Origin of the sequence: Paenibacillus ginsengarvi (assembly GCF_003626695.1) — a bacterium.
GTDB classification, from domain to species: domain Bacteria; phylum Bacillota; class Bacilli; order Paenibacillales; family NBRC-103111; genus Paenibacillus_AB; species Paenibacillus_AB ginsengarvi.
This window is the reverse complement of sequence record NZ_RBAH01000014.1, coordinates 133708-158258: the sequence shown is the minus strand read 5'-3', so window position 1 is coordinate 158258 and position 24551 is coordinate 133708. Positions and strand designations below refer to the sequence as shown.

Below are 24551 nucleotides of genomic sequence, written 5' to 3'. Positions count from 1 at the left end.
TCTTTTCCCGGATCTATTGTTACAGCAAGCCGGACCACATGACCGCTCTCGTGCCGATGACCGACAGCGGAGCCCATTGGATGCCGGTCGGAACGATGAACACAGCGACGAACCGTTCGGCCGGATCGACCTTGACGCCAGAGCGTCCGAAGCCTTCGTGTCCGTATGTACCCGGCGTTTCTATCGTCGGAGCGGCGAGACTTAGACCTAGACCGAACGAATAGTCGGGGGTATTGCTGCCCCAGACGCTCGTTTTGACGCCGGACAGCTGATTGCGGGTCATCGCCTCAACCGTTTTGCGGCTCAACAGGCGGGCTCCGCCGAACGTTCCGCCGTTCAGCATCATTTGCCCGAGCCGCCACATATCCTCAAGCGTCGAGAACAGGCCGTTGCCGGCGCGCGGCGGCTTGCCCGTCCGGTCTTCGCGGGATGTGCATTCGTGAACCTGCCAGTCGCCGGTCACGCACACTTCGCCGTGCAGATGATCCGGCACCTCGAAGAAAGTGCGCGTCATGCCGAGAGGTTCGGCGATCCGCTCGATGACGTACCGCTCGTACGGAATGCCCGACGCACGGCTGACAACTTCGCCGAGTATGGCAAAGCTGGCGCTCGAATAGGCGTATTGCTCGCCGGGCTTGAACGGAAGCGGGCCCGATAGAACGGCCGTGATCCAGTCGTCATAACCTCTCAGCCCTTCAAACCAGGCGGTCGGGTAAGGCTCGAGGAAGGCGCCGGGATCGGGATATACGCCCGACGTATGGGTCAGCAGCTGGAAGACGGTGATGCCCTTATGTAGCGGCGTATCGAATTGCGGAAGCAGCGTCGACACCGCCTGCTCCAAATACAGCTTGCCTTCTTCGATAAGCTGCATGATAGCGACGGCGGTGAAAAATTTGGTGACGGAATACGTTTTGCGGATGCTGTCCGGTTTCAGGTCCGGACTATTTTCCAGATGCGTCAGCTTTCCCGTTGTCCGGTGGGCGAATATGCGCCCGTCGCGCGACAGCAGGTAGCCGGCGCACTGCAGCTTGTTATCGCGGATCAGGCCCGTCAGATGCGTGTCGAGCGCTTGCAGCCTCTCCGGATCGTAGCCGACCTCCTCCGGCGCTGCATCCGTTCGTCCGTCGTGATAAACCGGCATTTCCGTTTCTCGGATCATACCAATCCCCCGCTTCCCAAATGTAGAATGGTTTCCTGAAATAACCAGATGTTATTCCATTATATTACAGAACGTATGTTCCGTCTATGGCGATTTTAATTACAATCATTTTGTAGGGCGGACAAAAAAAGACTGCGACCGTTACAGTCGCAGCCCGCTCCAAAGGAGAAGCCAAGGTGTTTGTCAGCAAGAGGAAGCTTCGATGGCATTGAGATCAACCGAAAATCTCATCCAGGAAAAGCCGTTCCAGCGCCAGCCGCTAATCGAACGCGGCCCTACGTAGGTCAAATACATCCAGTACGAGCTGCCGTTTCGCTGCCAAATGTATGTGAATTTGTAACGGCAGCGCGCGATCGCGGCGGGATCAAGCGCGTATGTCGAAACGGGCGGCTTGGGCGGAATCTTCGACGGAGGTGCGGACATTGGAGCCTGATCCGCGCCGCCCGGGCCGCCGAACGGATCGCCCGAGCCGACCGGAAGGCTCAAGCTGACCGGCATTTCTGTCGGCACTTGGTGACCGCCGGGAGTGCCCGTGCCGCCGGGAGTGCCCGTGCCACCAGGAGCGCCCGTGCCGCCAGGAGCGCCCGTGCCGCCAGGAGCGCCCGTGCCGCCAGGAGCGCCCATACCACCGGGAACGCCCATACCACCAGGAACGCCCATACCACCAGGAACGCCCATGCCGCCAGGAACGCCCATACCGCCGGGAATGCCCATGCCGCCAGGAGTACCCATGCCGCCAGGAACGCCCATACCACCAGGAACGCCCATGCCACCAGGAGCGCCCATACCACCGGGAACGCCCATACCACCAGGAACGCCCATGCCGCCAGGAACGCCCATACCGCCGGGAATGCCCATGCCGCCTGGACCGCCCATGCCACCGGGAACGCCCATACCACCAGGAACGCCCATGCCGCCAGGAACGCCCATACCGCCGGGAATGCCCATGCCGCCAGGAGTACCCATGCCGCCAGGAACGCCCATACCACCGGGAACGCCCATGCCACCGGGAACGCCCATGCCACCGGGAACGCCCATGCCGCCGGGAACGCCCATGCCGCCGGGAATGCCCATGCCGCCGGGAATGCCCATGCCGCCGGGAGCGCCCATGCCACCCGGGATACCCATTCCGCCGGGTAGGCCGGGATAGCCCATACCGCCAGGAACACCCATACCGCCCGGACTGCCGGTTCCCCCGGAAGGAGGAAGACCCATGGAACGATTATCTTCATCTGGAATTTCCAAATACTGCGCCGGTATAAAAACCCACATACATCAAACATCCTTTCGCTTCATCGTGAATGCCTATGTTCAATGTATGTATGCGAAAGCCCATTGACACATATTCAGGTGAAAAATGCGGATGAAGACGAAGAAGATGTTTATCGCAGGCGAAAGGATTGGCCGGATTCGGGCTAGCTTCGTAATGCGCGGACATCTTCGCGCAAGGGAACAAAACAAGCGGGTACGGCTATGGAAACCGTACCGTTAGCCGCCAGCAGTGCCCAAATGCTCGCGCAGCGCCGACTTCGCCGCTTCGGCATCGGAGCCGCGCAGCGCGTCCATATACCGCTCATGCTCGGCTGCGATTCGGCCGTATTCGGCAAGCGTGCCGCGATCCGCCGCCTGACGGATAAACAGCTCCGCGATGTTCAGAAGCGACTCGTTGTGCAGCGAACTGACTACCGCGAGATGAAGCTGCACGTCCGCTTCGACGGCCCGCTCCGGGTTTGTCTCGTCCTTCGCCGCTGCGGACAACTCGTCCAGCTCGGCAAGCGGCAGCCTCGCTCCCCGCCGGAGCGCTTCATCAATAGCCGCCGCCTCGAGCAGGTAGCGGAGCTCCAGCATATCCCGGCTCGTCTCGCCGGACAAACTCGCCGCAAACGACAGCTGCTCAAGCAGCGGATTCAGGCTGTTGGCGGCTACAAACGCGCCTTCGCCATGACGAATTTCCAGAATGCCGGCGCTTTCCAGCGAGCGCAGCGCCTCGCGCAGAATGGCTCTGCTCACCTTCATCACTTGCGCCAGCTCCCGCTCGGCGGGAAGCTTGCTGCCGGCGGACATGCGATTTTCGATCATATATTGCTTCAAATTTTGAACGACCAGCTTGCTTAACGTATATCGCTCCGCTTTTTCGATCGGCTTCATCGGTTGCACACCTCTTTTGAATGGTCAGACCACATTGCGGTCAACGTAATCGTATAGGGTTTGGAATGTTATGTCAACGTTAGTCCAGCGTTTTTCCAAAAAAGCAGACTCGGCTTCTTGCATCTAACCGTGAGACAGCCCCTTTGCAGAAAGATGACGGGGCCGCAAAAATACATTGACTGACGGACAGAAAAGGGACTATAGTAGTAGCATATGAATGTATAATGGTCCTACCATTTGGCGGGGCAGGAATGAAAGCCGCCGGGCTGCGACATGATTTACGGGTGGACACAGCCTAAGATTTGGGATGACGGTCCGACGCGCTAACAGACAGACGGCAGACGGAGAAGGAGGGGAAGCCGGATGGATATCCCGGAAAAGGTGAATTTGTCCCAGGTCGTCAGCGACCGGATCAGAACCTATATTATCGAGAACAAGCTGAAGGCGGGCGACAAGCTTCCTTCCGAGAAGCAGCTCATCGATTCGCTCGGCGTCAGCCGGACTGTCGTGCGCGAGGCGCTGAAATCGTTGGAAACGGTCGGCCTGCTCAAGATCAAAACCGGCGACGGCATCTATGTCGACGGATTATCGCTGAAGCCGGTACTTGATCAGGTATCGTTCCGCTGGATGCAGGACGAACGCAGCATGAAGGAGCTGTGGGAGACGCGCCGGGTGCTGGAGCTGGGTGCCGTGGAGATGGCGATCGAGCGAGCGGACGCGGAAGCGATCGAACAGATGGTGTATTGGAACCGCCAGATGGAGGCGGCCATCGGGCAGAAGCGGCTGCCGATCGATGAAGATTTGCAGTTTCATCGGGCGTTGTTTCGCGCAACCGGCAACAAGACGTATTTCGAGCTCAGCGAGGTGCTGACCGATTTTTTTACCGGCGTCCGCGAAAAGCATTTTGGCGACGGCGAAGGCACGCAGCAGTCCTGGCTCGAGCACAATAACATCATCCGGTACATTCGCGACAAAAAAACGGCCGAAGCGAAGCGGGAAATGGAAAACCATTTGCTGCCGCCACTCAAGTGGATTATGGAAAAATAGGAGCGCCGGGCGAAAGGCGGCAAGCAAAGTCCCGCAGATGAGGGGCTTTGCCTGCAATTCCACGCTGCATTCCTTCAGAAAGCAGTTCCAGGGGGATGACTGTCGCCCGTGCTGTTATCTTCGAATGGTCATACCATCATACAAATATATTAGGGGTGTGAATTGCCATGATCGCTTATTGCTGGACATGCGGCAAACCGGCAGCGGATACGAAATCTTACGAGTGTCCCGATTGCCGCGGAACAGTATTGCTCCACTACGATCTTGAACGCGGGGCAGTCTTAAAAAATGACGCGCTGCCGGGTTTGTGGAAATATCGTCGGCTGCTGCCGGAAGTTCCCGAAGGATGCCGGCTTTATTTAGGGGAAGGTAGTACGCCCCTGGTGCCGAGCCGGAAGCTGGCGAAAAGGCTGAACGTCGGCGAGTTATACTTCAAGCTGGAGGGAGGCAATCCGACCGGCTCGTACAAGGACCGGATCGCAGCCGTAGGGATTTCGTGGGCGCTTGCCAATGGGCGCGAAGCCTGCGTAGGTACGACCTCCGGCAACGCAGGGGCCGCCTATGCCGCTTATGCCGCCCGGGCGGGAATGACGTACCATCTGTTCGTACTGGAACATATGGCGGAAGCGAAGCTGGCTCAGGTGCTCGCCTATGGAGCGCTCGTGCGGAAGGTGAAGGGGTTCGGCACGTATGCGGATGTCGGCGACCGCGTATTCGCCGCCGTTCTGGATTTGGTGCGGAGCAACGGCTGGGAATCGACGATTACCGCCTTCCGCTACAACCCTTACGCGATGGAAGGGGTCAAAACGATATCGTTCGAGCTCGCCGAGCAGCTTGAGGCGCCGCCAACGGCGGTTTATGTGCCGGCGGGAGGCGCGGGCTTGTATGTCGGCATATGGAAAGGCTTCCGGGAGCTCGGCGAGCTCGGAGCGATTGCGCAAAGGCCGTTTATGGTCGCCGTCCAGCCGGAAGGCTGCTCCAATATCGTGCGGGCGTACGAAGCCGGAGCGCGCGTTCCCGCTCCCGGCGCCTCCGTCTCGCAAATATCCGGCCTGCAAGTGCCCAATCCGCCCGACGGCGCACTCGCTCTCGATATTATGGCAAGCGGAGATGGGGCGGCTGTGGCCGTAACGGATGGGGATATTTGGGAGGCGCAGCGGCTGCTCGCCGAGGAGGAAGGCATCTTTTGCGAGCCTGCCGCCGCGGCCGCGCTGGCCGGGCTGATCCGGGACGTCAAGGAGCGGGGCGGTTTCGGCTCGCAGCGGGTCGTCTGCATCGTCAGCGGAGTCGGCTTCAAGGATGGCAAGCGGCTTCTTGAGATGGTATCGCATGTCGACGTGCCGCTGCTCGATGCGGAACAGCTGGATCTAGGATTGAACCCGGGAAAGCGGGGCGATTAGGAGATGAAGATTCGCCTGGCGATTGTCGGACTTGGCCGGTTCGCGGCCGCGCATGCCCGGATATGGCCGCAGGTGCGGGATGTCGAGGTCGTCGCGATATGCGACCGCAGCCCGGAGGCGCTTGCGGCGTTTATGCCGCTGTTTCCGGATGCGAAGCCGTATACCGACTGGAAACGTATGATTGACGAGGAACGGCTGGACGCGATCGATGTGCTGACGCCCGAGCATGCCCACGAAGAGCCTGTCCGTTATTCCCTTGAAGCCGGGCTGCACGTGTTCGTGGAGAAGCCGCTCGCCGCCGACCCTAGCGAGGCGGAGCGGTTAGTCCGGACGGCTGCCGAGCGCGGCCGTATGTTAATGACTGGCCATGTGCTTCGTTTCGACCCGCGTTATGCGGAGACGAAGGAAAGGATTGCCCGGGGCGATGCCGGCGCGGTTCGCTCGATTTATGCGAAACGCAACAACGGCAAACGCTTTTTCCCTATTTACAACCGTATTTCTCCGGTCTTTATACTTGGCATTCATGATATCGACATGATGCATTGGCTGCTGGAGGACGATGTGACCGAAGTAACGGCGATTCGTTCCGCGTCCGGGCACGAAACGGAAGATTTGATATGGGCGATGCTGAAATTTTCGCGCGGCGCCGTCGGCATATTGGAAAATAACTGGCTACTGCCGGACGGAGCCGCCGCCTTCGCGGATGTGCGCACGGAAATAACGGGCGATGCCGGCAGTCTGATCGTCCGCGATCCCGAGCGAGGCATGGAGTTCATCGGCGGCGCGGCGACCGAGCGGTTGGCGCTGCTGGGGGGCTATCAGGTCCATGGCAAAACCGGAGGGCCCCTGGCCGACGAGCTGGCGCATTTTGCCGATTGCGTTCGCGATGGACGGCCTTCCGCCATTCTTCGCCCGGCTGATGCCTGGAGAGCGGTGCGCGTTGCCGCTGCCGTGCGCGAATCGGCCTTGCTCGGGCGCGCGGTCAAGCTGGAGCCGAAGGAGATAACGCCGGGATGAAGCTGACGGAACGCGTTCATGTGATTGGGGGAGGCGGACTCGGCTACGGCATCAGCAGCGATTACGATTGCAATGTGTATGCGCTTTGCGCCGGAGAGCACACCGTCATCGTCGATGCCGGGTCCGGCATCGAGCCGGAGCGGCTGTTCGCCCGGCTGGACGAGGACGGCTTGCCGCACGATAACATCCGAACGCTGCTGCTCACCCATGCCCACGCCGATCATTCGGGAGGAGCGGCGATCTGGAAGGAGCGGTTCGGCGTGGAGGTCGTTGCGGCGCAGGCAACGGCGAAGATGGTAGGAGCGGGCGACGAGATCGGCACGTCGCTTGCGGCGGCGCGGGCAAGCGGTACGTATCCGCCCTGGTACCGTCTCGCTCCATGCCCGGCGGACCGGATTGTCAGTGCGGGCGAGACGCTCCGCTTCGGCGATTTGACGCTTACGGCCGTCGCCGCTCCCGGACACAGCTTCGACATGGTGACCTACTATTGTCCCGAGCTGAAGGCGCTGTTCTCGGCGGACGCCGTCTTCGCCGAAGGCAGGCTCGCGGTTATAGCGACGCCGGACTTCTCGATCGACCAGTATCGCGGGACGATCGCATCGCTTGCCCGGCTGGACGTCCGCCAGTTGTTCCCGGGTCACGGGACGGCGCTGACCTCCGGTGGCTGGCGGGTGATCGAGGCAGCCGACCGGCGTTTTAGGCTGGGAGAGCCGCCGCTCAGTATCGTGTGAGAAAAGGAAGGAGAGAAGCGGGTGACAGTTCGGATGAGGATAGACGACTATGACATATCGGCAGCAGCGAGGGGAACGAAGACAAGCTTCGAGCTGCTGATCGGCACTGGAATCGACTCAGTCGAAGATGGAGGCGAAAGGGAAGGCGAATCGCGGGATATTCCGCTGCCGGTGCTGCAAATCGCCGGAGCGGCCGAGGGTCCTACCCTGCTTGTGCTGGCCGGCGTCCACGGCGACGAATACGAGGGTATGGAGACGATATTGCGGCTGTACCGAGGCATCCAGCCGGAGCAGGTGGCCGGAACGCTAGTCCTCGCACCCGTAGCCAACCCGCTCTCTTACCGCGGAGGGACGAGGACTTCGCCGGAGGACGGCCTCAATATGGCCCGCGTCTTCCCGGGAGACCGGAGGGGCCGTCCGACGGAGCGGATCGCCTGGCAGCTGCATCACCGTCTGCTGGCGCAGGCCGACTTTTTGCTCGATCTGCACAGCGGCGGAACGCATTATGCCGTTTCGACGCTGGTCGGTTATTACCATAACGAGGAGACGGAGATCGGCAGAAAGAGCCGGGCGGCGGCGGAGGCGTTCGGCGCGGAGCTGCTGTGGGCGCACGAGACGGTCGCCCTCGGGCGCACCGTTTCATCGGCGCTGGCGCTTGGCGTGCCGTGGCTGTATACCGAGGCGTACGGCGGCAAGCGAATCCGCCGCGAAGATGCGGAGCTGATCTACCACGGGGCGCTCCGGCTGATGCGGCATCTCGGAATGCTTTCCGAGGTCCCGGAACAGATGGCGGCTTCGCGAGCGGACCTTTCCCCTGCGCCCGCACGGCGTATTTACGGGGACGGCAACTTTGACGGATCGGAGACGGCCGGGGCGAGCGGCTTTTTCTTGCCCGAGACGGTGCTGGGGGCGGAGATTCGCGCCGGCGAGCGGATCGGCTCGATCTGCGGCTTCGACGGGACAGAGCTGGAGTGCGTAGTCGCTTCCCGCGACGGAATCGTCGTCATGCTGCCGGGCGCGCCTACGGTGCGGCAAGGGGAGCCGCTGTTTCTCATCGCCCCGACTCGGCCAGCAGCACCCGTAGATGCTGAAGAGGCTGACCGATGACGAGATCAGAAACGCAGAACAGGAGGAAGCGCCTATGAATCCAAGTGTGCTGGACATGTTCAGATTAGACGGCAAAGTGGCTGTCGTAACCGGGGGCTCCGGCTTGTACGGCGCCTCGATATCCGAAGCGCTGTGCGAAGCGGGGGCGACGGTGCTGCTCGCATCGCGGAACCGGGAAAGCTGCGAGGAGAAAGCGGAGGCGCTCCGGCGCAGCGGGTACGCGGCGTACGGCATGCAGCTCGATCTGGCCGACGAGCGGAGCGTCGTGGCATTCGTTGAAGAGACCTGCAGCGAATACGGCGGCATCGAAATACTCGTCAACAATTCGGTGTCGCGCACAGGGCTCGCCGATCTCGAGCAGACGACCGCCGAAGGCTGGGCGGCCGCCCAGCAGGTGAACGGTCTCGGGCTGATGCTCCTATGCCGGGAGACGGTAAAGCCTATGCGGGAGCGGGGCGGAGGCAACATCATCAACATCGCCTCGATCCAGGGCGTCCAGGGTCCCCATTTTCCCGTATACGGCGACACCGGCATGACGAGCGGCATCGAATATACGTACGCCAAATGGGGCATGATCGGCATGACCAAATGGATGGCGGGGTACTACGGCAAGCTTGGCATACGCGTCAATAGTATAAGCCCGGGCGGCTACAATCCGGTCGGCACCGACCGCGAAATTCGCGCCGAGCCGTTCGTGCGCGGCTATACGGAGCGCACGCCGCTTAGCCGGATGGCCGACGATACGGATATTAAAGGCGCGATCGTCTTTCTAGCCTCGGCTGCGTCGAAGTACGTCACCGGACACAATCTCGTCTTGGACGGGGGCTGGAGCATCTGGTAGTTGGTAGCGAGCCGGATTGCAGGGCTGGGGCTGTTTCTGCTATACGGACAAAATTTGTAACACAAATGAAATATAGTTTTCATCTTCGCTTAATGAAACGCGCCTATAATAAAAGTCGACCCCCTTTTTGAATATATAAATGTTGAAGACCCGCGGCCCGTTGCCTAGCGGGTCCCTTTTTTTGTGCCGGTGCCCGGATTGGCGGATCACCCTTAAAATCGTGTGAGATTACCCAAGTGCGCAGGAGGGAAGCTCCCGTACAATAACAAGCAAAGGAACAGTTCACTTTGCCAAGGGGGACCTTTACATGACTACGGAAACGACGCATGAGCTGCTGTCGGAGCAGCAAATCCAATTTTACCGGGAAAACGGTTTCGTTCAGATCGACAACGTGTTGACACCGGAGGAACTGGCGGAGCTGCGCGAATATTTGGATGAGGCGATGACCGATGAGGACGGCAACTCGTTCGCGACGGATAAACAGGGCGGGTCGTACTACCGCGTGCTCAACCAGAAAGTGAACACATGGCGCGATCACGGAGGAATGGCCAAATACGTGCTGCATCCGCGGTTTGCGGAGCTGGCCCGGCGGCTCACGGGCGCTTCGGCGATCCGTTTGTTCCACGACCACGCGTTGTTCAAGATGCCCGGAGATTCCAAGCCGACCCCGTGGCATCAGGATATGCCCTATTGGCCGATGAACGAAAAAGGAGCGCTATCCATCTGGATTACGCTCGACGATGTAGACGAAAATAACGGCTGCATGATGTTCGTGCCCGGCTCGTTTAAGGCCGGCAAGCTCAAAGGCATCAATTTCCTCGATCCGCAAAATATTAACGATTACGTCGAAGATCCCGAAATCGCCGCGACCCAGCCGGTCATCGTCCGCATGAAGGCCGGAAGCTGCACGTTCCACGACGGGCTGACGTTCCATTATGCGCACTCGAACAAGACGGATAAGCCGCGCCGGGTGCTCGCGATCATCTATATGCCGGACGGAACGACGTTTAACGGCAAAAATCATCTCTTGACGACGAAAGAGAAGCTTACGCAGGATAAGCCGATTAGCGGCCGGCTGTTCCCCGTTTTGTCGCGCGAGTAGGCCGCAAAGGCCGCAGCAAAAAGGACTTTTCCTCAAGCGGGAGAAGTCCTTTTTTGCCCGTTCTATCCCGTTTCCGGATTCGTCCGCCTGAATTGCCCTGGCGTCACGCCCTCCGCCTGCTTGAACAGCTTATTGAAAAAGCTGAGATCGTCGAAGCCGACCTCCTGGGACACGCGGAGAATCGTATAATCGGTCGAGGCTAGCAGCTTCTTTGCCGTCTCGAGGCGAATGTCGTTGCGGTACTCGAGGAACGACTTGCCGATATGCTGCTTGAACTTAAGCGTAAAGGCCGACTGGCTCATATCGCACATCTGGCTCATCTGCGCAAGCGTGAGCGGACTTGCGTGATGCAGCTCGATAAATTCGGCGATCCGACGCATCAGGCTTTCCTCGCCCGCATTCGACGTCATCGGCTTATGCAGCAGCCCGCTGTAGCAGCGGCTTAGGAAGACGAGCATCTCGATCAGGCGGGTTTTCACCAGGATGCGGTAGCCGGGCTTCTTCTCGCGGTACTCCTCGCCGATTCGCTCGATGAGCAGCTTCATTTCGATCCGGTGCTGCGGCGTCAGCGTCAGCCGCGACTGAAACTGCGCCGATTCGCGCAGGAACGGCTCCACGTAAAAAAAGTCAACGAAGGAGGAGACGCGGAACAGCGCCTCCATCTCGTGGCGAAGCAGCGCGGGCGCGACCAGGATGTTGTACACCTCGAGCGGCTGCTTGTCGCTTCCGGCGCGGTAGGCGTGCTCCGCGCCGGGCTCGATGACGAACACGTCGCCTTCGCGGATCGGGTAGCCGATGCCGCGGTATTCGTGCGTGCCCGTACCGCCGTATACATATACAAATTCGATAAATTCATGCGAATGCGGAGCGACCGACTCGCCGCGCTTGAATTCGTACAAGGCGAGATGAAACGGGAAGTCGGGGCTTTCCAAAAAAGCGTCGTTGCTGAACCGGGTCAAAAAGAGCGCCTCCCTGCCGGCATGGCCGCCAAGAAAAGTAATTTGCCCCGATTGTATCACAGGACCCGGCGAAAGGATACAGACATGCGGACGTTATTCGTGTTTCATTGCCGGGAAGAGGGTGAGTTCGCGGACGAATCGTTGTATAATGAATCCGTCATTTATTAATTTCGGAGGAAGGTACAAGCTCTTGTCGAAAGATTCTTTGGTCAAAGGCACGATCATACTCGCGCTTGCGGCGCTGATCGCCCGCGTACTGGGCGCGGTGCAGCGGATCCCGCTCATCTACCTGCTGGACAATAACGGGATGGCGACGTATTCGAACGCCTTCAACATTTACATGATGCTGCTCGTCGTGGCGACGGCCGGTATTCCAAGCGCGCTCAGCAAGCTCGTATCCGAGCGGACGGCGCTCGGGCAGTACGACGAGGCGAACCGGATCTACAAGGCCGCCGTGCTGTTCGCGCTTACCGCCGGGGCTGTCATGACGGTACTACTCATCGTGCTCGCTCCCGCTTACGAAACGATATCGAAGGTCCCGGCAACGGCGCTGTCGATCCGCGCGCTGGCTCCGGCGCTGCTGCTGTTTCCGGTTATCGCGATCATGCGAGGTTATTTCCAGGGACGCCAGCGCATGGCGCCGAACGGCCTCTCGCAAATCGTCGAGCAGCTGCTGCGGATCGTCGTCGCGGTCGGGCTGGCCTATTTGCTGCTGCAAATCGGCTGGGGACACGACTGGGCGGTAGCCGGTGCTTCGTTCGGCGGCGTAGCCGGCAGTGTGGGAGCGGTGCTCGTCATGCTGTATTACGGGATGAAGCTGAAGCGGGAGGACCGCCGCAGCGGCGAGACCGGCAATCGTACGCCGGTTGCCCGGATGAGCTACGGGGACATTTTCCGCAAGCTGTTCAAGGTATCCGTTCCGATCGTGCTGTTCTCTCTGGCCGTGCCGCTTATCAATGCGATCGACACTACGATTACGGTGGGCCTGCTGGAGACGGACATCGGCCATGCGGCGGCGGTGGACGCGCTTGGCATTTTGGGCGGCCGGGCGCAGTCGCTCGCCGGCATCCCGATCATTTTGGCGATAGCGCTGAGTCAGTCGACCGTACCGGTCATCTCGTCCGCGTTCGCGAAAAAGGATATGGCGACCGTTAATGCGCAAGCATCCAAGGCGCTCTACATCTCCGTCATTACGGGGCTGCCGCTTGTGCTGGCGATCTGCGCCGCTGCGCGGCCGATCAATATTTTCATGTTCGGCGACGATAGCGGCACCGGCATTATTGCGATGCTGACGGCAATCGCCGTTTTCCAGATTGTCATGCAGACGTCGGGCGCCGTGCTGATGGGCATCGGGCAGATGCGTCCGCTGATCGTGCATGTCGGGATCGGGATCGTCGTCAAGCTTGTAGTCAGCTTTTTGCTCGCTCCGGTCATCGGCATCTATGGCATTATCGCCGCTACGGCGCTTTGCTTTATCGTTATGGCGCAGCTTAATCTGGTCGTGCTGCGGAAGCATGTCGATTACACGATTCTGGGCAAAAAGTGGACCGGACTCGCGTTCACGACGCTCCTCGCCTATGCGGCCGGTTTCGGGCTCGAGCTGCTCGCCCACCGATATGTGCAGCCGTTCGGCTACCGGATGAGCCATATGGTGGATGCGATACTCGTAGGCGGGGTCGCGTTTGGGCTTTATATCGGGCTTCTTGCCTTGACGAAGGTCGTTACGGCCGAGGATGTGGCTCGACTGCCGGGTCCGCTGCGGAAAGTTATGAGCCGTTTCGTGCGTAGGCCTGCAGCGTCAAGCGGCAATCGGGGATAACGGAGAAAATTTGTAATACAATTGAAACATTACTTTCATCTTCCCTTAATGAAGCGAACCTATAATAAAAGTCGACCCCCTTTTTGAATATATATATTTCCGAAGACCCGCGGCCCGTTGCCTTGCGGGTCTCTTTTTTTGTACGAAGCCCCGGACCCGCTCAATCCGTCAGCAAACTGCCGGCCATAACGGCCAGCTCCAGCTTGTTCAGAATGAACTCGTATTCGTTCGTCATCTCGAACGAAAGCGGGGGCCGCATCGTTTCGAAGTAGCGAAGCGGACTTGCGCCTAACCGGTGCCAATCGCCGCGCTCCGGGTCCGCGAGGGGCACGTCCTTCCACGCCTGCTCCAGCTTCGGGCTGTAGAGGGGAGACGCATCCGGCAGCAGTTTGCCGCCGTCCAGCTTCTCCTTGTACGCCGTCTGGGGAGGCGTATGGCGAACGGGAGCGAACACGCTAGGCCAATAATCGGCGCGGGAGCCGGTATGCGGATGGCGGGCGGCGAATAAGCGGGCTTGCGTCAGCACGGCGGGAACGCCAAACAGCACCGCATACAGCTTTTGCCCGAATTCGATGCGTTCCCGCAAATTGCTGAAGCTTTCGATCACGAGGCCCGCGAGCCGGTAATCGTCTGCTCCGGCTTGCTCCGGCCCGCCGCTCGGCTTCGGCGGCGACTCCTTTTTCGCATACGGAAACACAACCGCATTCAGCTGAAGCAGCGAATGCGTCCAGAAGGCCGGTGTATCGAGAACGGCGATCTTGAACGTTTCGTTTTGGACGATACGCTTTTCGATATAGTGCTGCTCGTTGACGATCAGTCCGACCGTAAGCAGGGCCGGACGGCGCTCGCGCCAAAACTGCTCCCAAACCGGACGCATGAACGAAGACACGCCAAAAGCCGGCAGCAGATGGAACAGGGACCGGCCGTGTTCCTTCGACTTCTCGAACAGCCGAAGCTGCGGATAGGCGTCGTGAAAAATATACGAATTGGACGTCTCCAAAAAGTCGAATAAAGCCTCCGCTGCGCTCTCCCCGACGAGCCGCGATACGAGCTCGCCCTTCAGATCGGTCATGTTCCATCCGCCGTTGCGCGATACCATATGCGCGAGAAACGCCCAATGAAGCTCGGGCGTACGCTCGAACAGCCGCAAGTACGCCGTAGTGCGGGTGACATTATTGCGATTCATCCGCCTTGTTTCTTCACGGATGGCCTCGGTCAGGAGCCGTTCCTCCGCCGTCATGCGGGGAGGCGTTCCGGCCGTTTCCAAGCGTGATAAGGCCTGCCGCAGCCGCTTGACCTCGGCTCTGTCGATGATGAGCGTTTGGGCGCCCTGCGACAATTGCTCCGATTGCCACCACCCGGCCGCTTTACCGCTCCAGTAAGAGAAGACGTTCCGAGGAACCGAGAGCAGCCGCTTCCATACGCCGCGCTCCCGAAAACGTTCTTCCGTCCGATTCATCCGATCCCCTCCAAGCGGCTCCATCGTTTCCCTATTCAGTATATGGATCGCAGAAAAGATACATGCAGCGACGGGAGATGGGCTGCCGGTAACGGGGCGGATCTCATTTGACAAAACAAACTCCACGTAATAAAATATTTTTACGTAATAAAAACTTTGTATATGGTGATAAACGTGGCTAACGAGTTACCGGCGGAAACCGTCGTCGTTCAAGATCCGCAGCAGGCAGTCGCCCTGCTGAACCCGCTTCGCGCGCTAATACTCGCGAATATGCACGAGCCCGTTTCTGCGGCCGAGATCGGCCGGATGATGGGGCAAACGCCGCAAAAAATAAACTATCATCTGAAAGCGCTGGAAAAGGTCGGGCTTGTGCGCCGGATGGGGTCCCGTCAAGTGCGCAATCTGGTAGGGGTGCTGTATCAGGCTATCGCCAAGTCGTTCATCCTGTCGGATGCCCTCGGCTTCGAGCCGGAAACGGTGCGGCGGATGAAGGAGGACGGATCGCTTTCCCATCTCGTCCATACGTCCGACAAGCTGAAGCGCGACGCGCTTCGTCTGCTGGAGCGGTCGGAGGCGGGGATGGCGGTGCACAGCGCCTCGTTATCCGCAACGGTCCGGCTTGCCGGGGAAGAGGCGCGGCAGTTGTTTGTGCAGGACTACCTAGAGGCGGTGCGCCAGCTCACGGCGAAATACGGAGCGGCTGAAGACGAAGGACGTTCCGCGAATAAGCCGCCCGAGGCGAATGAAAGCGACGCCGAGCTGTATGATGTATTAATCGCCGTATATCCGCAAATTCGCAGTGGAGAGGATTGAGCGTATGGAGGCAAACAGGCAAGAAGAGAAGGCGGTTGTCAGTTGGGAGACAGCCCAGAAGGAAAAGCAGCGGCAAGACGAAGCCTCATCCGGCGGCAGCGGTAACGTCGTTTCGATTAAGCCGGCAGCCGCTCAGCGCTTGATCGCCGAGCCTTCGGTAGTGACGCGGGCGATGCCGGGAGCGGATGGCGGGGCGAAGCCTGCGGCTACCGTAATTTACGTCGGCTCGGGTTTTTGGGCGACGGCCAAGAGCACTACACATGCGTCTACGTCTATTCGCATGGCGGCCTGACGAATAGCCGCCGATCACTTGCAAGAAGCCCATAAAGCGGACGAAAGGAAGGTGCACGGCATGAGCGTATACGTACCGGTAGTAGTGGAACAAAGCAGCCGAGGGGAACGGTCTTACGACATCTATTCCCGGCTGCTCAAGGATCGCATCATCTTCGTCGGCACCGAGTTCAACGATCAGATGGCGAATGCGATTGTCGCGCAGCTGCTGTTTCTGGCCGGAGACGATCCGGAGAAAGATATCAGTTTGTATGTCAACTCGCCGGGAGGCTCGACGACGGCCTGCATGGCGATCTACGACACGATGCAGTTCATCAAGCCCGACGTAGCGACGATTTGCGTGGGCATGGCCGCATCGGCAGGCTCGATCATACTGGCGGGCGGAGCCAAAGGCAAACGGGCGGCGCTGCCGAACGCCGAGGTGATGATCCATCAGCCGTGGGGAGGCTCGCAAGGCCAGGCGGCGGACATCAAAATCCGCTCCGACTGGATGCTCCGCACCCGGGCGCTGCTGAACTCGATTCTCGCCGAGAGGACCGGCCAGCCGCTGGAGACGATCGAGCGCGATACGGACCGGGACAAATTTTTTACGGCGGAAGAGGCGCTGGCTTACGGGCTGATCGATAAAATTATTAAATAAAAAGCTGGGGGACGACGTGAAGGAAGACATCGGCCAGCAGATGCGCGATGATGGCGTATTCCAGTCCCTTTTTCCAGTACAGGTAGCCGAACCAGATACCTAGGAGGCCGTTCAGCACAAGCGCACGGATAACTAGCAGCGCGTTCAGGGAGCCGAACATAACGTTCGTAGCCGGCAAATGCCCGAGACCGAACAAAACGGCGGCCAGCACGATGGCCCCCCAATACAAAAATGGCGGAATCGGCCGCCGCCGCCGCCGCAGCGGGATGGAAAGCAGCCAGACGATCAGCGTCATCAGAAACAGGCGAAGCAGCACTTCCTCCACGATACCGCCGTAAAATACGATCAGCGCGGCACTCCAGATACTGGCGGAGGGGGAAACTCCGGCCGGCTCCATGCGCGGCTGAAAAATGAAGCTTTCCAGCGCGAAAATGAGAAGCGTGCCGATGGCGCTGCCAATCGCGGCTGCTGCAATCCATCTGCCGGACAGCTTCGGCGGCTGCTCCCGGTTCAGCCAGGCGGCGAGCAAGGGGGCGCCTAGTCCGGCTTTCGGAGCCAGTTTTACTCCGATGAAGCTGGCGACGAAGCAAAATATCGCCGTTTGCAACACGGTAATCCCCGCGAGCGCCGCGGGCGGGAGCGGACTTGTCTTCACCGCCGTTTCGAGTAAACCCGTTTGAAGCTGGTATGGGATCATTGCGGTGGCTGCAAACGCGCCAGCCAGCGTAAACAAGGCGACGAGACGCCATGCCGGCAGCGGGGACGACGATTGGATGAGCGCGTCGGTTCCTTCACGTATTTTCGGCTTACGGATGAGGAGGAAACCCCAGACGAGCAGGCAAGCTGCTCCCAGTCCGGCGTTCAGCAGCATCTCCCCTTCCAAGCCGCGGGACCCTTTCGAGTAAGCTCCGGTGGCGAACAGGAGCGCAAGCAGGAGCCAGATCCAGCTTTTGTACCGGTTGTACAGCATGGATATCATATCGGCAGCAGCCTCTCTTTCAGGTGATTCATCGGGCGGTAATAGCCATTTTGGAAAAAAAGCGCAGCCCGTGGGGACTGCGCTTATTTGTCCTGTTCTTCGGGTTCGGAAGGCGCGGCCGGAGGCTGCCGCCCGCCAGGGAGCCGGCCGGCCCGGTGCGCACTGTCCCGCAGCAAATATTCGAGATGCGCGTTAACGCTGCGGAATTCGTCTGCTGCCCATCGCTCCAATATTTCGTACAGCTTCGGATCGATGCGCAGAGGAAAGTTTTTTTTGCCGGACATGGCGCTGCTTCCGTTAGTAAAGCGAGCCCGCGTTGACGATCGGCTGCGCGGACCGGTCGGACACGATGGCTACCATCAGATTGTTGGCCATAGCGGCTTTGCGCTCCGGATCGAGCAGCAGGCCGTCTTTTTCCAATTGCTTAATCGCGGATTGGACCATGCCGATCGCGCCCTCAACGATCTTCTCCCGGGCCGAGATGATGGCAGCGGCTTGCTGGCGCTGAAGCATGGCGCTGGCGATTTCCGTCGAGTAGGCGAGATGGGTGAGCCGGGCTTCGGTCACTTCGACTCCCGCTACGGAGAGCCGGCTTTGCAGCTCGACGGCGAGCTCGGCGGCGATTTCCTCGGAGTTGCCTCGCAGCGAATACCCTTCTGCGTTCAAGCTGTCGTATGGATATCTGCTTGCGACGTGACGGAGCGCCGTTTCGCTTTGGATTTCCACGAATTGCTCGTAATTTTCCACATCGAACATCGCTTTGGCCGTATCGACGACGCGGAAGACGACCACTGCGGCGATTTCGATCGGGTTACCCTCGATATCGTTCACCTTCAGCTTAGCGCTGTTGAAGTTGCGGACGCGCAGCGATACTTTGCGGTGGTTGCTAAACGGAGTAACGAGCCAGAATCCGCCCTCGCGAACAGTCCCCATATATTTGCCGAAGAAGATGATAACCTTCGACTGGTTCGGCTGGATAACCGTAATCGAGCTGAGCAGCACGATGGAGACGACGATGAGCGGAACTCCGATGGCGGGACGATTCACACTAAATTCGTAAACGGCCAGGCCGATCATGGCCAGCAGCAGGATGATTCCGATAAAGCCGTTCAGGCGCCAAGTCTTTTTTTCGTTCATGTGCAGTTCTCTCCTTTGGGTAAATGATTTTGTTTTGATGTTGTTTTGATATTTATATGATATCACTTTTACAAATAAATGTAAAATCCATTTTTTGGATGTTTCCTGCAACCAGTCTCGGTCATAGGCGGCGCCTACATTGACAAGCGGCTATAGGCATGCTATAACAGGCTAAAAACCGACACTGGTCGGCAGGAGGTGCCTCTAATGGAAATGATCCGCACGGAACAAGATTTTCATGCAGCGCTTGAACAAAATAAACCGACTGTCGCCGTTTTCAAGACGACCTGGTGCAAAGACTGCCACTATATCGAGCCATTCATGCCGGATGTGGAGAAGGCGTACGCGGACCGTCTCGTTTTTATCCAGATCGACCGCGACGAGCTGCCCGACTTGTGCGAGACGTACAACATCCTTGGCATTCCGAGCTTTCTCGGCTTCAGCCAAGGGAAAGAGATCGGACGTTTCGTCAGCAAGCTGCGCAAAACGCGCGAGGAGATCGAGCAGTTTCTCGATCAAGTGGTGGAGGCCAGCCAAACCAAGGCATAAACGATTAGGCCAGCAATGCGGGAGCAGCCCAAGGGGCTGTTCTTTTTTTGCGGCAGCATTTCTCTCTGCTTCGACCGGTTTCGCCACATTTTCGCCACCGGCAGCCGGCTTGTCCGCTCCGTTCACATTTCCGAAATGGATTTACCTATTGATAATCGTTATAATTGGTTTGACGCATTTATCGACTTTTTTCGAAGACGCGACCTAACATAAAGAAGGTGCAACACGATGGGAAAACGAATGTATGGATTGGCGCTGGCCTCCGCCATCGGAATGGGTTTGATCCTCCTCATGGGGGCGCTCGTTACGAAGACGGGCTCCGGCGACGGCTGCGGCACGGACTGGCCGCTGTGCAACGGCAAGTTCGTACCGGCGTATACGATCGAATCGATGATCGAGTACAGCCATCGCTTCGTCACCGCAGTCGTCAGTCTGTTCGTGCTTGGCGCGGCAGTCGGTACCTACATGGTGCTGCGCCACAGCAAGGAAGCGATGATGTTTGCTTTCGGCACTTTATTTTTTACCATATTGCAGGCGATTCTCGGCGCGCTGGCCGTCATTTATCCGCAATCGGATGCGGTCATGGCGCTTCATTTCGGCTTCTCCCTGCTGGCGTTCTCATCGGCGCTGCTGCTGGCGGTAGGCATCAAGACAGGGGCGTACGTGCCGAAGGGCAGCCCGGCCCGGAGCAAAAGCGTACGAGCTCCCGTTATCGCGCCGCATATGCGCAAATGGATATGGGGAGCGGCGATTTATAGCTATATCGTCGTTTACGTCGGGGCTTTCGTCCGCCATACCGAATCGTCGGGGGGCTGTCTCGGCTGGCCTCTGTGCAACGGGGCGGTCATCCCCGAGCTAAACGGAGCGGTAGGGATCGCCTTTGCCCACCGTGTCGCCGCCGCGCTGCTGCTCATCGTCATCATCATAATCGCCTACAAGGCGTCCCGACCGGACGCTTCGTCTCCGCTGCTCCGATCCGCATCGCTGTGGGCGCTGGTGCTGACCGTTATGCAGGTGTTCAGCGGAGCGTCGGTCGTATGGACGCTCAGCACGGACTGGTACCTTCTCACCGCGCTCATCCATGTCGTGCTTGTATCCGGCATGTTCGGCGTGCTTTGCTACATGTGCGTGCTGGCCTGGCGAGCGGCCCGAAAGCCGGAAAGCATGGACAGCTCGTCCTTGTAGCGGCTGCTGAGATTTGATGCGGTCGGTGGAAGCTTAGGCAACTCGTCCCGCGGCGGTCAGGGTGACTTTACCGAAAATGAACGGTATGCTCACCCTGACTTCTCCTTTCCGGAGAGGGACATATAGCTGCATCGACAGTTCGACTACATAGATTGGCCCGAATTCAAGAGGGGAGATCGGTAATGAATTTTCCGAATTTACGCACGTTTATCGATGTTCTACGCAAGGAGCGGGATGTTGCGATCATATCCGCTCCTGTTGATCCGTATTTGGAAATAGCGGAAATCCATCGGCGCGTTATCGAAGAAGGCGGCCCTGCGCTCCTGTTCACGAACGTAAAAGGAAGCCCGTTTCCCGTGGCGACCAATCTGTTCGGAACGACGCGTCGGGTCGATCTCGCTTTCGGGCCGAAGCCCGAGGCGATTATGAACCGGCTGATGGCGGCGAAGGATACGCTTATTCCGCCGACGCCGAAAGCGCTTTGGAACGAGAAGGATCTGATATTCGACCTGCTCAAGGTCGGTTTGAAGACGGTTCCCCACACGCAGGCTCCGGTGCTGGACGTATGCGATCGCAGCGAGCCGCTGTCCAAGCTGCCCGCTCTGACGAGCTGGCAGGATGACGGGGGACCGTTCGTCACGCTCCCGCTCGTGTACACGGAGCATGTCGACGGCCGCGATCATAATCTCGGGATGTACCGGATGCACATCTACGACGGTCATACGACCGGAATGCACTGGCAAATTCAGAAGGGCGGCGGCTTCCATCATCATGAGGCGGAGCGGCTGGGCCGTCCGCTGCCGGTTACCGTCTTCCTTGGCGGCCCGCCGGCGCTGATCGCCTCGGCAATCGCTCCCGCGCCGGAGCATTTGCCGGAGCTGCTGCTCACGTCGCTCATTCTCGGACAAAAGCTGCCGATGGCCGATAACCCGCTTGGCGGCCACCGTCTCGTGGCCGAGGCCGAGTTCGCCATCTGCGGCGAAGTGCCGCCGCATGTGCGCAGGCCGGAAGGGCCGTTCGGCGACCATTACGGCTATTACTCGCTCCAGCACGATTTTCCCGAGTTCCGGGTGACCCATATGTTCCATCGCAAAGACGCGATCTACCCGGCGACAGTCGTCGGCAAGCCACGGCAGGAAGATTACTACTTGGGCGAGTTTTTGCAGCGCCTGCTGTCGCCCGCTTTTCCGCTTGTCATGCCGGCGGTCAAGGAGTTGTGGACGTACGCGGAAACGGGCTTCCATCCGCTGGCGGCCGCTGTCGTGCGCGAAAGCTATTCGCGCGAGGCGCTCGGCTCGGCGTTCCGCATTTTCGGAGAAGGCCAGCTTTCGCTGACGAAGTTTTTGATCTTGACCGACCGGCCGGTCGATCTGTCCGACTTCCGCGCGCTGCTTGTGACGGTACTGGAGCGGTTCGATCCGCGCACGGATCTGTTTATTTTCAACCATACGTCCCACGATACGCTCGATTACACCGGCCTTCGATTGAATCACGGCAGCAAGGCCGTTCTGCTCGGGGTAGGCGATCCGGTGCGGGAGCTGCCCGCCGCTTATACGGAAGGCCAATTGGACGGCATTCGCGACGCGCGTCCATATTGTCCGGGTTGTCTGGTCGTATCCGGTGCATCCTATGAGGAGGACCCGGAGCAGGCGAAGCGGATCTCCGATCAGCACGGGGAGAAGCTGAGCCGCTGGCCGCTCGTGATTTTGGCCGACGATGCTTCCATCGTGAGCGGGCAAACGCCGTTTCTGTGGACGGTGTTCACCCGGTTTAATCCGGCGACGGATCTGTTCGCAAGGCACCAGGTACAGAACCATCATCTCGGTTACGAGCTGCCGATCGTTATCGATGCGCGCATGAAGCCGGGCTATCCGGACGAGCTCATTCCGCGTGACGATATCGTGAAGCTCGTATCGGACCGTTGGGGCGAATATTTTTCGTAGGCGGTGATCCGTATATTCAGAACATGGTTTGACGAGCCGAAACGGGTTGATTCCGGATCGCTGCAAAAAGCGTTCGCGGCCATAGCCGATTACCGCAAGCTGCTCACAAAGCTCATCGACGAGCAAACGCCGCAGTGCGAGACGTACACCCGCTACGAGCTGTGGGCGCGGGGACTCGCGAATGCGCTGGACGAGCTGGAGCAGAGCGTCTACTGCGCCGGGCGGTTCCGCGAGTCCGTGACGCACAGGCAGGAAGAGAAGATGGATGCCGAGGAGCTGGCGAACTACAGACGGCATCTATACTTTTACAAAAACGGCTTTATCCGGCTGTTCTCGATTCTCGACAAGCTCGGCTATTTTATGAACGATCTGCTGAAGCTGAGGTCGGAACGGGTGAAGCGGAAGTTTTCGTACTTCACGGTGCTCAGGCAGATGCAGCATCTTCATGCCGAACCTGCCCTGGCAAAACCTTTGCAGGAAATCAAGGAACGCTATCAGGAGCAGCTGTCCAGACTGCGCCATAAGCGCAATATGGAAATTCACCTGGTCAACGCGGAGATGCTCGACGATCTGCTGCATATCGACGCCTGCCGGACCGACCGGTCGTATATCGAAGATTTGAGCGCGAATATGGACGATTTGACGCAAGGGTTGGAGATGGCTTGCTTGACGATAGAAGCCGTATTCGCTTACGCGTACAGGAGGAAGAAGACGTAATCGCGGCGGAAACGGCCGAGAGAAGGAGGAAGCTCCTATGCTTCAAGGCAAAATCGCGCTCGTGACGGGCAGCGCGAAAGGACTCGGCAAACGGACCGCCATCGCGCTTGCCGAGCTGGGCTGCCAGGTGGCGGTCAATTATGTGAACAGCGAAAGCGAGGCGTTCTCGCTTGTGAAACTGCTGGAAGCTAACGGGAGCCGGGCTATGGCCGTCCGGGCCGATATGGCGAGCCGCGCCGACAACGAGAACATGATCGGGACGATCGAGCGCGAATGGGGAACGGTAGACATCCTGATTAACAACGCAGGGCCGTTCGTGCGGGAGCGGCGGACGTTCGACGAGTACGAATTGGACGAGATCGATTATATGATGCGAGGCAATCTGCTCGGCGTCATGCAGCTCGACCGGCTCGTGCTGCCCGGTATGATGCGGCGCAAATGGGGCCGGATCATTCATTTCGGCTTCGGGCGTGCTGCGGAGGCGAGAGGCTGGCCTCACCGGGCCGCTTACGCGGCGGCCAAGGTCGGGCTCGTATCCCTGACGAAGACGCTGGCGGAAGAGATGGCGCCGCACGGTGTAACCGTTAACATGATTTGTCCGGGCGATATTCGCGGCGGCAATAAAGAGAAGTCGATCGAAGAGGTTGCGCACTTAAGCGATCATGAATTTCCCGGCATTCGCCAGGGAAGCGGGGAAGACGTCTCCCGCGTCATCGCTTTCCTCTGTTCGCCGCAGTCGGATTTTTTGACCGGCAATATTATGGAGGTTTCAGGCGGCTTCGATCCGATTCGCAGTATGTCCTCCGCGAGGCCCGGGCAGGGCTGAACGTTTGAATGCGAAAAAAAGGAGCGGTCTATGTCCTTAGGGACCATAGCCGCTCTTTTCATCGTGAATTCGTTATTAAAATACTTGAACGACCTCGGTAATGCCTTCCACTTCTTCGAGGAGGGCGCGTTCGATACCGGCCTTCAGCGTTATGGTCGAGCTTGGGCAGCTTCCGCAAGCTCCCATCAGCTTCAGCTTCACGATTCCGTCTTCAACGTCCACGAGCTCGACGTCTCCGCCGTCCCGTTGCAGAAACGGACGCAATTTATCCAGAACTTCCAGTACTTCGTCAAAAACAGCTTCCTGTTGTGCGTTGCTCATTTGCCTCATCTCCCTTCACGTATTATTATAGTACATTATAAACGAAAATAAAACGGCTGCCACAATCGAGTTGCAGGCCGAATGGTGAATATAAATGAGACCGATCGTAGAATTTTGCACGAATAACATGCACCACGGCACGGACCGGATCATGCGCAAGCTGGAGGAGAACCCCGAGTTGGACGTGATCGAGTACGGCTGCCTTGGCAACTGCGGCCAGTGTTACATGGAGCCGTACGCGCTCGTCAATGGGGAAATTGTTGCAGCCGAAACCCCGGACGAGCTATACGAAGCCATCCTGGCGAAAATTAAGGAATGGGAAGAGCAGTTTTCCTGGCTCGAGTAGCATGGCGGGATACGT

General features: G+C 59.0%; 26 protein-coding genes. 17 read left to right on the top strand and 9 right to left on the bottom strand.

All coding sequences use genetic code 11. The features are described 5' to 3' along the window. Positions 1–19: 19 nt before the first annotated feature. From D7M11_RS19650 to D7M11_RS19640, 3 genes are all read right to left on the bottom strand, one after another. On the bottom strand, positions 20–1159 hold the full coding sequence (locus D7M11_RS19650; RefSeq protein WP_240041216.1) for a serine hydrolase domain-containing protein: 1140 nt from the start codon (positions 1157–1159) through the stop codon (positions 20–22). 183 nt (positions 1160–1342) lie between these two features. Next, the gene (locus D7M11_RS37465) at positions 1343–2431 is read right to left on the bottom strand and encodes a hypothetical protein (protein ID WP_240041215.1); all 1089 of its coding nucleotides are present in this window, start codon (positions 2429–2431) and stop codon (positions 1343–1345) included. A gap of 216 nt (positions 2432–2647) precedes the next feature. Beyond that, positions 2648–3307, bottom strand: coding sequence for a FadR/GntR family transcriptional regulator (locus D7M11_RS19640; protein WP_120748950.1), 660 nt, complete (start codon positions 3305–3307; stop codon positions 2648–2650). Between the two features lie 363 nt (positions 3308–3670). Here D7M11_RS19640 and D7M11_RS19635 point away from each other — a divergent pair, with 363 nt between their 5' ends. From D7M11_RS19635 to D7M11_RS19605, 7 genes are all read left to right on the top strand, one after another. Continuing rightward, the gene (locus tag D7M11_RS19635; protein ID WP_120748949.1) at positions 3671–4354 is read left to right on the top strand and encodes a FadR/GntR family transcriptional regulator; all 684 of its coding nucleotides are present in this window, start codon (positions 3671–3673) and stop codon (positions 4352–4354) included. Positions 4355–4659: 305 nt separating this feature from the next. Then, the gene (locus D7M11_RS19630) at positions 4660–5754 is read left to right on the top strand and encodes a pyridoxal-phosphate dependent enzyme (protein ID WP_205127084.1); all 1095 of its coding nucleotides are present in this window, start codon (positions 4660–4662) and stop codon (positions 5752–5754) included. Between the two features lie 3 nt (positions 5755–5757). After that, complete coding sequence (locus D7M11_RS19625; protein WP_120748947.1) at positions 5758–6771, top strand: Gfo/Idh/MocA family protein; 1014 nt, start codon at positions 5758–5760, stop codon at positions 6769–6771. Continuing rightward, positions 6768–7502: an MBL fold metallo-hydrolase gene (locus D7M11_RS19620; RefSeq protein ID WP_120748946.1), complete on the top strand. Its 735-nt coding sequence runs from the start codon at positions 6768–6770 to the stop codon at positions 7500–7502. The genes D7M11_RS19625 and D7M11_RS19620 overlap by 4 nt, the downstream gene beginning before the upstream one ends. A 21-nt stretch (positions 7503–7523) precedes the next feature. After that, positions 7524–8609 (top strand): succinylglutamate desuccinylase/aspartoacylase family protein, encoded by a 1086-nt coding sequence (locus tag D7M11_RS19615; RefSeq protein ID WP_120748945.1) that lies wholly within the window; start codon positions 7524–7526, stop codon positions 8607–8609. A 34-nt stretch (positions 8610–8643) separates the two neighbouring features. Next, positions 8644–9450: an SDR family NAD(P)-dependent oxidoreductase gene (locus D7M11_RS19610; RefSeq protein WP_205127083.1), complete on the top strand. Its 807-nt coding sequence runs from the start codon at positions 8644–8646 to the stop codon at positions 9448–9450. A 307-nt stretch (positions 9451–9757) separates the two neighbouring features. Beyond that, positions 9758–10552: a phytanoyl-CoA dioxygenase family protein gene (locus D7M11_RS19605; protein WP_120748944.1), complete on the top strand. Its 795-nt coding sequence runs from the start codon at positions 9758–9760 to the stop codon at positions 10550–10552. 62 nt (positions 10553–10614) lie between these two features. On the opposite strand, the gene D7M11_RS19600 is transcribed toward D7M11_RS19605, so the two are convergent. Beyond that, positions 10615–11511 (bottom strand): AraC family transcriptional regulator, encoded by an 897-nt coding sequence (locus D7M11_RS19600; protein WP_147433461.1) that lies wholly within the window; start codon positions 11509–11511, stop codon positions 10615–10617. Between the two features lie 190 nt (positions 11512–11701). Here D7M11_RS19600 and D7M11_RS19595 point away from each other — a divergent pair, with 190 nt between their 5' ends. Beyond that, positions 11702–13330 (top strand): putative polysaccharide biosynthesis protein, encoded by a 1629-nt coding sequence (locus tag D7M11_RS19595; protein WP_193556236.1) that lies wholly within the window; start codon positions 11702–11704, stop codon positions 13328–13330. 160 nt (positions 13331–13490) lie between these two features. Here the strand turns inward: D7M11_RS19595 and D7M11_RS19590 are convergent, their stop codons facing one another. Further along, a complete protein-coding gene (locus D7M11_RS19590; RefSeq protein WP_120748941.1) occupies positions 13491–14789 on the bottom strand; it encodes a DUF2515 family protein in 1299 nt (432 codons plus the stop codon). Positions 14790–14963: 174 nt separating this feature from the next. On the opposite strand from D7M11_RS19590, the gene D7M11_RS19585 reads away from it, so the two are divergent. The 3 genes from D7M11_RS19585 to clpP are packed head-to-tail and all read left to right on the top strand — an operon-like array spanning position 14964 to position 16533. Further along, positions 14964–15602: a winged helix-turn-helix domain-containing protein gene (locus D7M11_RS19585; RefSeq protein WP_240041214.1), complete on the top strand. Its 639-nt coding sequence runs from the start codon at positions 14964–14966 to the stop codon at positions 15600–15602. Between the two features lie 4 nt (positions 15603–15606). Continuing rightward, on the top strand, positions 15607–15894 hold the full coding sequence (locus D7M11_RS19580) for a hypothetical protein (protein WP_120748939.1): 288 nt from the start codon (positions 15607–15609) through the stop codon (positions 15892–15894). 60 nt (positions 15895–15954) lie between these two features. Continuing rightward, positions 15955–16533, top strand: a complete 579-nt coding sequence (gene clpP, locus D7M11_RS19575) for an ATP-dependent Clp endopeptidase proteolytic subunit ClpP (protein WP_120748938.1) — start codon at positions 15955–15957, stop codon at positions 16531–16533. Here the strand turns inward: clpP and D7M11_RS19570 are convergent. From D7M11_RS19570 to D7M11_RS19560, 3 genes are all read right to left on the bottom strand, one after another. Further along, positions 16526–17512 carry a CPBP family intramembrane glutamic endopeptidase gene (locus D7M11_RS19570; protein ID WP_120748937.1) on the bottom strand — a complete coding sequence of 329 codons (987 nt, stop codon included), beginning with the start codon at positions 17510–17512 and terminating at the stop codon, positions 16526–16528. The genes clpP and D7M11_RS19570 overlap by 8 nt on opposite strands. 83 nt (positions 17513–17595) lie before the next feature. Continuing rightward, complete coding sequence (locus D7M11_RS19565; protein ID WP_120748936.1) at positions 17596–17796, bottom strand: type II toxin-antitoxin system antitoxin; 201 nt, start codon at positions 17794–17796, stop codon at positions 17596–17598. Between the two features lie 13 nt (positions 17797–17809). Beyond that, entirely contained in the window at positions 17810–18649 is an 840-nt protein-coding gene (locus tag D7M11_RS19560; protein ID WP_120748935.1) for an SPFH domain-containing protein, read from the bottom strand. 207 nt (positions 18650–18856) lie between these two features. Between D7M11_RS19560 and D7M11_RS19555 the strand changes: the two genes are divergently transcribed. The 5 genes from D7M11_RS19555 to D7M11_RS19535 all read left to right on the top strand — a co-directional run bounded on the left by D7M11_RS19555 (position 18857) and on the right by D7M11_RS19535 (position 23869). Continuing rightward, positions 18857–19198 (top strand): thioredoxin family protein, encoded by a 342-nt coding sequence (locus D7M11_RS19555; RefSeq protein ID WP_120748934.1) that lies wholly within the window; start codon positions 18857–18859, stop codon positions 19196–19198. Positions 19199–19426: 228 nt separating this feature from the next. Then, positions 19427–20383, top strand: coding sequence for a COX15/CtaA family protein (locus D7M11_RS19550; RefSeq protein WP_240041213.1), 957 nt, complete (start codon positions 19427–19429; stop codon positions 20381–20383). Positions 20384–20565: 182 nt separating this feature from the next. After that, positions 20566–22326, top strand: a complete 1761-nt coding sequence (locus D7M11_RS19545; protein ID WP_120748933.1) for a UbiD family decarboxylase — start codon at positions 20566–20568, stop codon at positions 22324–22326. A gap of 3 nt (positions 22327–22329) precedes the next feature. Further along, positions 22330–23043 (top strand): Cthe_2314 family HEPN domain-containing protein, encoded by a 714-nt coding sequence (locus D7M11_RS19540; protein ID WP_240041212.1) that lies wholly within the window; start codon positions 22330–22332, stop codon positions 23041–23043. A gap of 37 nt (positions 23044–23080) precedes the next feature. Then, on the top strand, positions 23081–23869 hold the full coding sequence (locus D7M11_RS19535; RefSeq protein ID WP_120748932.1) for an SDR family oxidoreductase: 789 nt from the start codon (positions 23081–23083) through the stop codon (positions 23867–23869). Positions 23870–23944: 75 nt separating this feature from the next. On the opposite strand, the gene D7M11_RS19530 is transcribed toward D7M11_RS19535, so the two are convergent. After that, positions 23945–24190: a NifU family protein gene (locus D7M11_RS19530; RefSeq protein WP_120748931.1), complete on the bottom strand. Its 246-nt coding sequence runs from the start codon at positions 24188–24190 to the stop codon at positions 23945–23947. Between the two features lie 94 nt (positions 24191–24284). On the opposite strand from D7M11_RS19530, the gene D7M11_RS19525 reads away from it, so the two are divergent. Further along, a complete protein-coding gene (locus tag D7M11_RS19525; RefSeq protein WP_120748930.1) occupies positions 24285–24536 on the top strand; it encodes a YuzB family protein in 252 nt (83 codons plus the stop codon). The last annotated feature ends 15 nt before the right edge of the window (positions 24537–24551 follow it).

Coding starts and splice junctions, on each gene's coding strand:
- D7M11_RS19650 (WP_240041216.1), bottom strand. CDS start 1,159: ATGATCCGAGAAACGGAAATGCCGGTTTATCACGACGGACGAACGGAT.
- D7M11_RS37465 (WP_240041215.1), bottom strand. CDS start 2,431: ATGTGGGTTTTTATACCGGCGCAGTATTTGGAAATTCCAGATGAAGAT.
- D7M11_RS19640 (WP_120748950.1), bottom strand. CDS start 3,307: ATGAAGCCGATCGAAAAAGCGGAGCGATATACGTTAAGCAAGCTGGTC.
- D7M11_RS19635 (WP_120748949.1), top strand. CDS start 3,671: ATGGATATCCCGGAAAAGGTGAATTTGTCCCAGGTCGTCAGCGACCGG.
- D7M11_RS19625 (WP_120748947.1), top strand. CDS start 5,758: ATGAAGATTCGCCTGGCGATTGTCGGACTTGGCCGGTTCGCGGCCGCG.
- D7M11_RS19620 (WP_120748946.1), top strand. CDS start 6,768: ATGAAGCTGACGGAACGCGTTCATGTGATTGGGGGAGGCGGACTCGGC.
- D7M11_RS19610 (WP_205127083.1), top strand. CDS start 8,644: ATGAATCCAAGTGTGCTGGACATGTTCAGATTAGACGGCAAAGTGGCT.
- D7M11_RS19605 (WP_120748944.1), top strand. CDS start 9,758: ATGACTACGGAAACGACGCATGAGCTGCTGTCGGAGCAGCAAATCCAA.
- D7M11_RS19590 (WP_120748941.1), bottom strand. CDS start 14,789: ATGAATCGGACGGAAGAACGTTTTCGGGAGCGCGGCGTATGGAAGCGG.
- D7M11_RS19580 (WP_120748939.1), top strand. CDS start 15,607: ATGGAGGCAAACAGGCAAGAAGAGAAGGCGGTTGTCAGTTGGGAGACA.
- clpP (WP_120748938.1), top strand. CDS start 15,955: ATGAGCGTATACGTACCGGTAGTAGTGGAACAAAGCAGCCGAGGGGAA.
- D7M11_RS19570 (WP_120748937.1), bottom strand. CDS start 17,512: ATGATATCCATGCTGTACAACCGGTACAAAAGCTGGATCTGGCTCCTG.
- D7M11_RS19565 (WP_120748936.1), bottom strand. CDS start 17,796: ATGTCCGGCAAAAAAAACTTTCCTCTGCGCATCGATCCGAAGCTGTAC.
- D7M11_RS19560 (WP_120748935.1), bottom strand. CDS start 18,649: ATGAACGAAAAAAAGACTTGGCGCCTGAACGGCTTTATCGGAATCATC.
- D7M11_RS19555 (WP_120748934.1), top strand. CDS start 18,857: ATGGAAATGATCCGCACGGAACAAGATTTTCATGCAGCGCTTGAACAA.
- D7M11_RS19550 (WP_240041213.1), top strand. CDS start 19,427: ATGGGAAAACGAATGTATGGATTGGCGCTGGCCTCCGCCATCGGAATG.
- D7M11_RS19545 (WP_120748933.1), top strand. CDS start 20,566: ATGAATTTTCCGAATTTACGCACGTTTATCGATGTTCTACGCAAGGAG.
- D7M11_RS19535 (WP_120748932.1), top strand. CDS start 23,081: ATGCTTCAAGGCAAAATCGCGCTCGTGACGGGCAGCGCGAAAGGACTC.
- D7M11_RS19530 (WP_120748931.1), bottom strand. CDS start 24,190: ATGAGCAACGCACAACAGGAAGCTGTTTTTGACGAAGTACTGGAAGTT.
- D7M11_RS19525 (WP_120748930.1), top strand. CDS start 24,285: ATGAGACCGATCGTAGAATTTTGCACGAATAACATGCACCACGGCACG.